Source organism: uncultured Arthrobacter sp., from assembly GCF_964021775.1.
Taxonomy (GTDB): Bacteria; Actinomycetota; Actinomycetes; order Actinomycetales; family Micrococcaceae; genus Arthrobacter.
The window spans coordinates 38,107-48,390 of the sequence record NZ_CAXHZI010000025.1 but is presented as its reverse complement, the minus strand read 5'-3'; the positions used below and the strand labels follow the sequence as shown (position 1 = coordinate 48,390).

Here is a 10,284-nt window from a genome sequence, read left to right as displayed (position 1 = left end):
CCTGACCTGCGACCCGATCGGCGGGCTCGTGCAGATCCCCTGCATCGAGCGCAACGCCATTGCCGCGGCCAAGGCCATCAACGCCGCCAAGATGGCCCTCTGGGGCGACGGCTCACACCGGGTCTCCCTGGACGAGGTGATCGTGACCATGCGCGAAACGGGCAGGGACATGAGCTCCAAATACAAGGAAACCGCGATGGGCGGCCTCGCCGTCAACGTGGTGGAGTGCTGATTCGCCGGCTTAGTTGTGCAGTGCCGCCCATAGGTTCAGCGACGAGGCGAACACAACCCAGGACAGGTAGGGGAGCATCAGCAGCCCCGCCGGGCGGCTGATCGGGCCGAAGCGCAGCACCGTGACCGCCACGGCAACGGCCAGCGCGGCGATGATGGCGAAGCCGATCCAAAGTGCCGGTGTTCCGAAGGCCGGGTACAGGCCGAAGAACACCGGAGTCCACAACAGGTTCAACACCAGCTGGACGGCGTACACGGTGAGCGCGGCCCTGCTGCCATCCGCCTGGCGGCGCCAGACCAGCCACGCCGCCACGGCCATCGCGGTGTAGAGGAGGGTCCAGACCGGACCGAAGAGCCAGTTCGGCGGGGACCAGGGAGCCTTGTCCGCGGCGGCGTACCAGCCGTCGACATTGCTGGCGCTGGCCAGCCCGCCGAGCGCCGCCACCACTGCCGAGGCGCCGAGCAACACCAGCAGGCCCAGCGCCTGGGCGCCGGGCCGGCGCTTCCCGGCACCGCCCGGGCCGGATTGCGGGCGGGCGACGGGCGGTTCCGGCTGCGCTTGCATACCTCCAGCCTAGTCCCGGCGCCGGCGGCCGGCCCAGGGCCGCGGGACCCTGGGGGCCCGGCCGCCGGATAGACTTGAGGCTGCATGTTCGCCATGCCGCCGAAGCTCGTTCCGCAAAGATTGGATACCGCACCCTTGCGAGAATTCACTGCCCGCTTTGCCTCCGCCGAAGAGGTCGCCAACTGGGACGCACACGTCACCGCGAACCCCAACGGCGGGAATCTGCTTCAATCCGAGGCCTTCGCCGAGGTCAAACAGCACTTTGGCTGGAAGCCCCTGCACCTGGTCTACGAGACGGCTGATTACACGAGCTACAACCTCGTCCTGGAAAAGTCGTTCCCCGTCATCGGCAAACTCTGGTACCTCATCAAGGGACCGGACGTCGCCTCGGTGGAGGACATCCCCGGCATCGCGGCTGCCAACGCGGACTTCGTCAAGCGCGCCCGGCTGGGGGTCTTTGCCATCAAGATCGAGCCGGACATTGTCCTGTCCGAGGACGCCCGGCGCGTCATCGAAGGTGCGGGCCTGGTCAAGACCCACAACCTGCAGCCCAACGACTCCACCGCGCTGCTGGACATCTCGCCGCAGGAAAACCAGCTGCTGCGCAACCTGCACTCCCGCGGCCGCAACGCCGTCCGGCGCGCCATCCGCGAGGGGGTCGAAGTCCACAACGTGGAGCCGACCGAAGAAAACTTCCGGGCCATGTACGCGCTGATGACCACCACCGTGGAGGCCAAGTCCCAGGTCCGGGTCCGCGAATACGAGTACTACCGCCAGTTCTGGACCAACTTCCTGGACCGCGGCCAGGGCCGGCTGCTCTTCGTCTATGAAAACGGTGTGCCCTCCGTCGGCGCCTTTGTGATCAACTACGGGCGCAAGGGCACCTACAAGGACGGCGGCTCGCTGCAAAAGCGCAACCAGTACGGGGACTCGCACCTGGTCCAGTGGACGGCCATCAACCAGCTCAAGGAACTTGGCTGCACCGAATACGACTTCTGCGGCACCCCGCCCAGCGACCAGCTCAAGGACACCTCCAACCCTTTCCACGGCCTCGGCCTGTTCAAGACCAGCTTCAGCAAGACCGTCACGGATTTCGTCGGCTGCTACGACCAGGTCCTGAGCCCGCTGAAGTACAAGGCCTGGATGGCCGCCGGGGAGCGCGTCGCCCGCCAGTTGTACACGCGGCGCACGGGCCAGCAGTTCTACTAGACCGCCCGCAAGGTGAAGTGAGGAGGCCGGAATGACCAAACCACCCGACGGCCGCCGCGGGCCGCAGACGGACGGCCTGCCCCGGACCGAGCCGATGTCGCCCCTGCAGGTGCGCCAGAACGCCGCCGCCAAGCGCATGCTCCGCAGGCTGGTCCAGGGCGAGAACCCGCCCACCGCGCCGCTGAGCATCGTCGACCGGCTGGCCGGCAGCCCCTACGCCAACCCGATGATCCAGGTCGGCGGCGTGGATGCCTCTGCCCGCAAGACCATCGACTTTGCCCTCAAGCTCGCCGAATCGATGTTCCGGTACGGTGCCGGCGCGCTTGAGGTGGAGACCAGCATCATTGCCATCACGGCTGCGCTTGGGCTGAAGAACATTGAAGTGGACATCACCAACCAGTCGGTGGCCATCAACTACGCCCCGAAGGACCAGACGCCCATCACGCTGCTGCGCGTGGTGCGGTCCTGGACCAACAACTACGCCGGCCTGGCCCAGGTCCATCAGCTTGTCACGGACATCGTGGCCGGCGGGGTGGGGCGCGAGGAAGCCGTGCGCCGGCTCGAGGAAATCACGCACAGCTCGAAGCCCTTCCCGCGCTGGATGGTCACCGTGGCGTTCGGCGTCTTCTCCGCTGTCTTCGTCGGCGTCCTGGGTGGCGGGCTGGCCGCCTCGGGGATTGCGTTCCTGTCCAACCTGCTCGTCAGCCTGCTGGCGCGGCAGCTGGGCCGCTGGCGGACGCCGGACTTCTTCATCACGGCCGCGTGCTCCTTTGTGGTCACCCTGGTCGCGCTGCTGCTGTGGCGCTTCGGCAGCCCGCTGGGGATCAACATCGCCCCCGCCATTGTGGTGGTGGGCGGCATCCTGCTGCTCCTGCCCACCGGACGGCTCGTCTCCTCGGTGCAGGACGCGATCAACGGCTTCCCGGTCACCGCCGCGGGGCGTTTCCTGTCCACCATGCTGACGTTCGGGGCGCTCGTCTCCGGGATCGCGGTCGGCTTCGTCGTCGGCGCGATGACCGGGATGGAAGCCATCGACGTCACCGAAACATTCCCGCCGAAGTATCCCTTGTGGGTTCTGGTACCGCTGGTGGCGATCGCCGTCGTCGCGATCGGGGTCACCGAGCAGACCTCGCTGAAGCTGCTGCTCCCGACGGCGGCCGTCGGCGTCGTCGGCCATCTGGTGCTGATCGGCGGGACGGCGGCCGGCATCGGCCCCCGGTTCGCCCCGGCCCTCGCCGCCGTGGTCATCGGCCTCCTGGCCCGGGTGGTGGCGCTCCGGATGGGTGCCCCGCAACTCGTCGTGGCCGTGCCCGCCGCCCTCATCCTGCTGCCCGGGCTGACTATATTCCGGTCCATGTATGTATTGACAATCGAGGAATCCGAGATCCTGATGGGCGCCGGCGGGATGCTCAACGCCGGGGCGATTGTGCTGGGCGTCGCGGCCGGGATTGTGCTTGGCGATACGCTCGCCCGGCCGCTGACCCGGAGCCTGGCCAGCAACGAACGACGCCGGGCCCGGCGCCGCTAGACCGGCACGCGCCGGGGACGGCCGGCTAGATCTTGCCGACGGGCAGTTTCTTCTCGGCCTGGAACTCATCCTCCACCCGGCCCCTGGCCCAGTAGCCGGAGAGCGATACCTGGCCGCGTTCCAGGCCGCGCTGGGCAAAGAAGACCTCGCGCAGGGACTTCATGGAGCCGCGCTCCCCGTGCGCAAAGACGTGGACCCGTCCCTCGGGCCACTGCGCGTCGCGCACCGCCTCCACCAGCAGCCCGCCGTCGCCCGCCGGAGTGCCGCGGCGCAGCAGCCAGTGCAGCTCAACCCCGGCGGGGGAGTCGATCGCCACGACGTCGGCGTCGCCGTCCACTTCCAAGAAGGCCAGGCCGCGGGCGTCGCGGGGGAGGGATTCGATCGCGGCGCTGATCGCCGGCAGGGCGGACTCGTCGCCGGCGAACAGGTGCCAGTCGGCCGCGGGGTCGGGGTTGTAGCCGCCGCCTGGCCCGGTGAACACGAGGGCGTCCCCGGGCTGGGCGGTGGCGGCCCACGGCCCAGCCAGGCCTTCATCGCCGTGGATGACGAAGTCGATCGCCAGCTCGCCCGCGGCCGGATCGACCCAGCGCACGGTGTAGGTCCGGGTGTGCGGCCACTGCTCCCGCGGGTGCGACTCCCGGATGGCCCACAAATCCAACGGCTGCGGGTAATCGACCCCGGGCTGCGGGAAGGCGATCTTGATGTACCGGTCCACGTAGTCGTTGTTGACATAAGCGGCGAAGCCGGGGCCGCCGGCCACGATCCGGACCATGTGCGGTGACAGTTGCTCGCGGCGCAGGACCGTGAGGTTGGTCTGCGGCCGGGAGTTCCGGTTGGCGGTGGTGGCCGCGGGGAGGGAAGTCATGCAGCTAAGCCTAGCCAAGAACCGGTTCAGGGCAGCGGCGGCAGTTCCCAGTCGACGGTCCCGTCACCCTGGGCGGCGAGCAGCTCGTTGGCCCGGCTGAATGGCCGCGAGCCGAAGAAGCCGCGGGCGGCCGACAACGGGCTGGGGTGGGCGCTGGCGATCACAGCGGCAGAGCCCAGCAGCGGCCGGACGCCCTCGGCGTCCTTGCCCCAGAGGATCACCACGAGCGGCGCCGTGCCGCCGTGGTCGCCCCGCCGCTGCGCAACGGCGCTGATGGCGGCCGCCGTGACCGCTTCCCAGCCCTTGTTGCGGTGCGACCCGGCGGCTCCGGCGCGCACGCTGAGGACCCGGTTGAGCAGCAGCACCCCCTGCTCCGACCACCGGCTGAGATCGCCGTGCACGCGCGGCGGCAACCCCAGGTCGGCGTCGAGCTCCTTGTAGATGTTGGCGAGGCTGCGCGGGATAGGCCGGGTGCCGCCGTCCACCGCAAAAGACAGCCCGACGGCGTGGCCCGGCGTGGGATACGGGTCCTGGCCCACGATCAGCACCCGGACGCCGGCCAGCGGCTGCCGGAAGGCCCGCAGCAGGTTCGAGGGGGCCGGCAGCACGTCGTGGCCGGCGGCGGCCTCGGCGGCGGCGAATTCCAGGGCCGCACGCAGCTGCCCCTCGACGGGGGCCAGCGCCGCGGCCCAGTCGGGAGCAACCAGTGACTCCAGCGGCAGCTGCGCCAGCGCCGCGAAGTCCTCCGCGCCGCCGGCCGCGGGTTCGAACTGGAAGAGCGCCTCGGAATCAAACGAATCAAACACGGTCCCATTCTCGCAGGACACCCGCAGGGGCTTCGGGCCAGCCAAATGACAAGCCTGTTATTCGGCCGTAACATGTGGGGAGACCCAACCGACCGAGCCAGGGAGTGTGCAGTGGCCGAAGCAGCACCCGAGTACCTGCCCGCGGAAGACGCCGGGCAGGCACCGGCCACCGAAGACTCGCCGCTGAGCAGCCGGGACCAGCAGATGCTCGCCCTGGAACGGCAGTGGTGGAAGTACGCCGGCGCCAAGGAACAGGCCATCCGGGAGCTTTTTGACCTCTCCGCGACGCACTATTACCAGATCCTCAACGCCCTGATCGATACCGAGGCGGCGCTGGCCCACGATCCCATGCTGGTCAAGAGATTGCGTAGACTACGTACGTCACGCCAACGTGCCCGGACGGCACGCCGTTTGGGCTCGGACGCGTAAACGCGCGTAAAGTCCGGCCGGAGACGCGGTAATCCGCGTGGATTCCGGCGCCGGACCACCAGCCAGAAATCAGCAAGGACGTCGTTTTACCATGACCAAATACGCTCGGGATGAATTTGATCGGGTCCCGGAGACCTCCACGCGCCAGGGTGTCCACCGGGCAGTCTCCGCCCCCGCCGCCCGCCGCTTGGGTGCCATCCTGGCCGTCGGGGCCGCAGCCTTGGCGATCGGCCTCGTCGCGTTCCTCCTGCTGCCCAAACTGGGCTTCGGTGCCAGTTCCGCCGTAACTGCGGACCAGGCCGTCAGCAACTCGGAGGCCTCACAGGCACCCACCACCGCCGCGGCGGGCAGCACGCCGTCCGCCAGCAGCACGCCGACCGGCAGCCTTGCGCCGGCAGCCTCCAAACCGACCCCGTCGGCGACCCCCTCTGCCACCCCCTCGGCCACGACGGGCGGCACCGTGGACAAGACACAACCGGTGGCCGTCTACAACGCAACCGGGACGGCGGGCCTGGCCGGCCGGGTCGGCTCCACGGTCACCGCCGCCGGCTGGGCCGCCGGCCCGCTCGGCAACTGGGGCGGCGCACCCCAGCAGACCTCCGTGGTCTTCTACAACGGCCCGGCCCAGAAGGCCAACGCCGAAGAGTTGGGCTCGCTCCTCGGAATCGGCACCCTGGTGGATTCGGCCGAATTCCAGATGCCGCTGGTCGTGGTCCTGGGCCCCGGGTTCCAGTAAGGCCCGCCGGCCCGCCGGCTTCGGTTACGCCTGAATAACTATTCCGGGCGGATGCGTGCCCGTGCCGGCACCCGGGCGGAGGCCTGTGGGTACAGTGACTGCGGACTTCGTTTCGCATACCGCGGCGCACATCGGGGTGGGCCGTTAGCAAGCTAGCTGAAAGTGTGGAGAACATGGCACTGGGGACCGTCAAGTGGTTTAACGCCGAGAAGGGCTACGGCTTCATCACCGTCGACAGCTCCGGGGCGGACGTCTTTGTGCACTGGTCCGCGATTGCCGGTGAAGGCTACCGCGCCCTGGCCGAGGGCCAGCGGGTGGAGCTGGAAGTCGGCGAGGGCGAAAAGGGCCCGCAGGCCGAAAGCGTCCGGCCCGCCTAGTGGCTTCCTTCGCTGCGGAAGCTGACCCCGGGAACATCGAGCGCCGGCGGAACGCCCGGCGATTCCGCCGCGCCGCAGCTACCGGCATGGCCGCCACCCTTGCGTTGGCAGCCTGCGCCGGTCCGACGGGCAACGCCCGGCTGGACCCGGCCGAGGCAAGCGGCGACGGCACGCTGCGGATCGGCCTGATCCTGGACAACACCGGAACGCAGGACTTCCTCAACGCGCCGCAGCTGGCCGCGGCAAAGCTGGCCGTCAAGGAAATCAACGCCGCGGGAGGCCACAAAGGCAAACCAGTGGAACTGCTGCCGTCAGCGGTTGGCACGGATACCGCCGCCCAGGCCAAGGACCTGGTGGCGGCCAAGGCCGACGTCGTCATCGGACCCACCGACTCCAGCCGGGCCGCGGGCGCCATCGACGTGCTTGCGCGGGCCAAGGTCGCGATCATCTCCCCGGCGAACACCGCACCCGGGCTGAGCACCTACAAGAGCGGCGGCTACTACTTCCGCACCGCCGCCGCCGACGTGGCGCAGGCGTCGATCCTCGTCAAGCTCGCCAAGGACGGCGGCGCCAAGACCATCGCCGTCGTGCACGAGGAAGGCGACTACGGCAAGGACGTCTCCGTCGCCGTCGCGGCGGCCGCGAAGGCCGCGGGCCTGGGCACCGCCGTCGACGCCGAGTTCAAAGCCGGCCAGGCGCAACAGGCGGCAGCAGCCGCCAAGGCAGCGGCCCCGGACGCCGTCGTGCTGGTGGCCCGCGACGGCGCCCAGGGCGCCATTGCCGAACTCAACAACGCGGGCCTGGCCGGGAACAAGCTCATCCTCAGCGACGGTGCGGTCAACCAGTACGGGGACGGCCTCGGCTCCAAGGCCCTGGACGGCGCCCGCGGGGTCTTGCCCGGGACTTTCCCCTCCGCGCACTTCCAGGCCGAACTCGTGGCCGTCGATCCAGGCCTCAAGGACATGGCCTTCGCCGCCGAGACCTATGACGCCGTCAACCTCGCCGCCGTCGCTGCCGCCGCGGCAGAGGACGACGCCGGCACCTCCATCGCCTCGAAGCTGCTCACCGTATCCGGCGGCACGGGGGAGAACAGCGGCGCCGGCGCCCCTTCCGGTGAAGCTGCGGCGTGCAAGTCCTACCGGGACTGTGTGGCCGCCCTCCGGGCCGGCAAACGCGCCGACTACGACGGTGCCTCCGGCCCCATCAACTTCGACAGCAACGGCGACGTCACCGCGGCCGCCTACATGGTCTATAGCTACGGCGCGGACAACACCGCCAAGATGACCGGCAGCGAAACCGCCCGCAGCACCGGCTCTTGATCGCTGGTAGCGAAGCGCCCCGGGCAGTGGGGCCACCGTCCGTCGCCACTGCTTGCACTCTCCCCGGGGGAGTGCTAATTATTGAGTTAGCACTCCCGCGTATTGACTGCTAACACGACGCCCGGTTTAGGCCGGCTGCGGCCGTGGGAGCAGGCGGTCCGGGAGCGAGAGAAATACCTGGCTGGGGTGAGATCCCCGGCCCGGCGGCGTACAGAGGCTGCCGGGCAGGAATCGTCCGTCGCGGGCACCAAAGCCCAGGTTCATTCTTAACGACTGTCCCGAAAGGACTACTGCCGTTATGGCCAAGATCATTGCATTTGATGAAGAGGCACGCCGCGGTCTTGAGCGGGGCCTGAACATCCTCGCCGACGCCGTCAAGGTCACCCTCGGCCCGCGTGGACGCAACGTCGTCCTCGAAAAGAAGTGGGGCGCCCCCACGATCACCAACGATGGTGTTTCCATCGCCAAGGAGATCGAGCTGGACGACCCGTACGAGAAGATCGGCGCCGAGCTGGTCAAGGAAGTTGCCAAGAAGACCGACGACGTCGCCGGCGACGGTACGACCACGGCCACCGTGCTGGCCCAGGCCCTCGTCAAGGAAGGCCTGCGCAACGTCGCGGCCGGTGCCGACCCGCTCTCCCTGAAGCGCGGCATCGAAAAGGCTGTTGACGCCGTCACCCGCGAGCTCCTGGCTTCCGCCAAGGAAATCGAGACCAAGGAAGAGATCGCCGCCACCGCGTCCATCTCCGCCGGCGACAACGAAATTGGCGCCCTGATTGCCGAAGCCCTGGACAAGGTCGGCAAGGAAGGCGTTATCACCGTCGAGGAGTCGAACACCTTCGGCCTCGAGCTGGAGCTCACCGAGGGCATGCGCTTCGACAAGGGCTACATCTCGGCTTACTTCGTCACCGACGCCGAGCGCCAGGAAACGGTCCTCGAGGACCCGTACATCCTGATCGTCAACTCCAAGATCTCCAACGTCAAGGAACTGGTTGCTGTCCTCGAAAAGGTCATGCAGTCCAACAAGCCGCTGCTGATCATTGCCGAGGACATCGAGGGCGAGGCCCTGGCCACCCTGATCGTCAACAAGATCCGCGGCACCTTCAAGTCCGTCGCCGTCAAGGCGCCGGGCTTCGGCGACCGCCGCAAGGCGCAGCTGGCCGACATCGCCATCCTCACCGGCGGCCAGGTCATCTCCGAGGAAGTCGGCCTCAAGCTTGAGACCGCCGGCCTCGAACTGCTCGGCAAGGCCCGCAAGGTTGTTGTCACCAAGGACGAGACCACCATCGTCGAAGGTGCCGGCGACGCCGACCAGATCGCCGGCCGTGTCTCCCAGATCCGTGCCGAGATCGAGAACTCCGATTCCGACTACGACCGCGAGAAGCTGCAGGAGCGCCTGGCCAAGCTGGCCGGTGGCGTTGCAGTCATCAAGGCCGGAGCGGCAACCGAGGTCGAGCTCAAGGAGCGCAAGCACCGCATCGAGGACGCCGTCCGCAACGCCAAGGCTGCTGTCGAAGAGGGCATCGTCGCCGGCGGTGGCGTTGCCCTGATCCAGGCCGGCGCCAAGGCGTTCGCCAACCTGCAGCTCGAAGGTGACGAGGCAACCGGTGCGAACATCGTCCGCGTAGCCATCGACGCCCCGCTGAAGCAGATCGCTTTCAACGCCGGCCTCGAGCCCGGCGTTGTCGTGGACAAGGTCCGCGGCCTGCCCGCAGGCCACGGCCTGAACGCTGCCACCGGCGAGTACGTCGACCTGCTGGCTGCCGGCATCAACGACCCGGTCAAGGTCACCCGCTCTGCCCTGCAGAACGCGGCTTCCATCGCCGGCCTGTTCCTCACCACCGAGGCCGTTGTGGCCGACAAGCCGGAGAAGAACGCTCCGGCCATGGGCGGCGGCGACGACATGGGCGGCATGGGCGGCATGGGCGGTTTCTAATCACCCGGCTTTCCAGTCCTGAACGCCCGGCCTGACGGTTTCCCGTCAGCGCAGCACGTTCGACGACGGCGGTCCCACCTTTGGTGGGGCCGCCGTCGGCGTTAACCCCTCCGCCCGGGACGCTCCCTCAGGTGGTGCGGTGGTTGGCGGGACGCTCCCTCAGGTGGGGCGGTGGTTGGCGGGACGCTCCCTCAGGTGGTGCGGTGGTTGGCGGGACGCTCCCTCAGGTGGTGCGCCGGTGGTGCGGGAGGGTTGGGGGATGTGGTGCCGGTGGTGCGGGAGG

Annotated in this window: 11 protein-coding genes; 8 read left to right on the top strand and 3 right to left on the bottom strand. The window is 68.7% G+C overall.

Annotated elements, in window-relative coordinates; genetic code table 11:
* Nucleotides 1-232, top strand: a 232-nt coding sequence (locus tag ABIN76_RS15850; RefSeq protein ID WP_346960632.1) for an L-serine ammonia-lyase, iron-sulfur-dependent, subunit alpha, incomplete at its 5' end; no start/stop codon positions are given.
* A gap of 9 nt (nucleotides 233-241) precedes the next feature.
* On the opposite strand, the gene ABIN76_RS15845 is transcribed toward ABIN76_RS15850, so the two are convergent.
* Nucleotides 242-796, bottom strand: a complete 555-nt coding sequence (locus tag ABIN76_RS15845; RefSeq protein WP_346960631.1) for a TspO/MBR family protein — start codon at nucleotides 794-796, stop codon at nucleotides 242-244.
* A gap of 135 nt (nucleotides 797-931) precedes the next feature.
* Between ABIN76_RS15845 and ABIN76_RS15840 the strand changes: the two genes are divergently transcribed.
* On the top strand, nucleotides 932-2,005 hold the full coding sequence (locus ABIN76_RS15840; RefSeq protein ID WP_346960630.1) for a peptidoglycan bridge formation glycyltransferase FemA/FemB family protein: 1,074 nt from the start codon (nucleotides 932-934) through the stop codon (nucleotides 2,003-2,005).
* A 31-nt stretch (nucleotides 2,006-2,036) separates the two neighbouring features.
* Nucleotides 2,037-3,533, top strand: coding sequence for a threonine/serine exporter family protein (locus tag ABIN76_RS15835; protein WP_346960629.1), 1,497 nt, complete (start codon nucleotides 2,037-2,039; stop codon nucleotides 3,531-3,533).
* A 25-nt stretch (nucleotides 3,534-3,558) separates the two neighbouring features.
* On the opposite strand, the gene ABIN76_RS15830 is transcribed toward ABIN76_RS15835, so the two are convergent.
* Entirely contained in the window at nucleotides 3,559-4,398 is an 840-nt protein-coding gene (locus tag ABIN76_RS15830; RefSeq protein ID WP_346960628.1) for a siderophore-interacting protein, read from the bottom strand.
* A gap of 26 nt (nucleotides 4,399-4,424) precedes the next feature.
* Entirely contained in the window at nucleotides 4,425-5,204 is a 780-nt protein-coding gene (locus ABIN76_RS15825) for a uracil-DNA glycosylase (protein WP_346960627.1), read from the bottom strand.
* A 135-nt stretch (nucleotides 5,205-5,339) separates the two neighbouring features.
* On the opposite strand from ABIN76_RS15825, the gene ABIN76_RS15820 reads away from it, so the two are divergent.
* From ABIN76_RS15820 to groL, 5 genes are all read left to right on the top strand, one after another.
* Nucleotides 5,340-5,633 (top strand): DUF3263 domain-containing protein, encoded by a 294-nt coding sequence (locus tag ABIN76_RS15820; RefSeq protein ID WP_346960635.1) that lies wholly within the window; start codon nucleotides 5,340-5,342, stop codon nucleotides 5,631-5,633.
* A gap of 91 nt (nucleotides 5,634-5,724) precedes the next feature.
* The gene (locus ABIN76_RS15815; RefSeq protein ID WP_346960626.1) at nucleotides 5,725-6,369 is read left to right on the top strand and encodes a LytR C-terminal domain-containing protein; all 645 of its coding nucleotides are present in this window, start codon (nucleotides 5,725-5,727) and stop codon (nucleotides 6,367-6,369) included.
* A 173-nt stretch (nucleotides 6,370-6,542) separates the two neighbouring features.
* A complete protein-coding gene (locus ABIN76_RS15810; RefSeq protein ID WP_175322015.1) occupies nucleotides 6,543-6,746 on the top strand; it encodes a cold-shock protein in 204 nt (67 codons plus the stop codon).
* Nucleotides 6,747-6,832: 86 nt separating this feature from the next.
* Complete coding sequence (locus ABIN76_RS15805; RefSeq protein ID WP_346960634.1) at nucleotides 6,833-8,065, top strand: ABC transporter substrate-binding protein; 1,233 nt, start codon at nucleotides 6,833-6,835, stop codon at nucleotides 8,063-8,065.
* Between the two features lie 298 nt (nucleotides 8,066-8,363).
* Complete coding sequence (gene groL, locus ABIN76_RS15800) at nucleotides 8,364-10,001, top strand: chaperonin GroEL (RefSeq protein ID WP_346960625.1); 1,638 nt, start codon at nucleotides 8,364-8,366, stop codon at nucleotides 9,999-10,001.
* Nucleotides 10,002-10,284: the final 283 nt, after the last annotated feature.

What these genes read in the sequence shown, in the direction of transcription:
- ABIN76_RS15845 (WP_346960631.1), bottom strand. Translation starts at nt 796, where the DNA reads ATGCAAGCGCAGCCGGAACCGCCCGTCGCCCGCCCGCAATCCGGCCCG.
- ABIN76_RS15835 (WP_346960629.1), top strand. Translation starts at nt 2,037, where the DNA reads ATGACCAAACCACCCGACGGCCGCCGCGGGCCGCAGACGGACGGCCTG.
- ABIN76_RS15830 (WP_346960628.1), bottom strand. Translation starts at nt 4,398, where the DNA reads ATGACTTCCCTCCCCGCGGCCACCACCGCCAACCGGAACTCCCGGCCG.
- ABIN76_RS15815 (WP_346960626.1), top strand. Translation starts at nt 5,725, where the DNA reads ATGACCAAATACGCTCGGGATGAATTTGATCGGGTCCCGGAGACCTCC.
- ABIN76_RS15810 (WP_175322015.1), top strand. Translation starts at nt 6,543, where the DNA reads ATGGCACTGGGGACCGTCAAGTGGTTTAACGCCGAGAAGGGCTACGGC.
- ABIN76_RS15805 (WP_346960634.1), top strand. Translation starts at nt 6,833, where the DNA reads ATGGCCGCCACCCTTGCGTTGGCAGCCTGCGCCGGTCCGACGGGCAAC.
- groL (WP_346960625.1), top strand. Translation starts at nt 8,364, where the DNA reads ATGGCCAAGATCATTGCATTTGATGAAGAGGCACGCCGCGGTCTTGAG.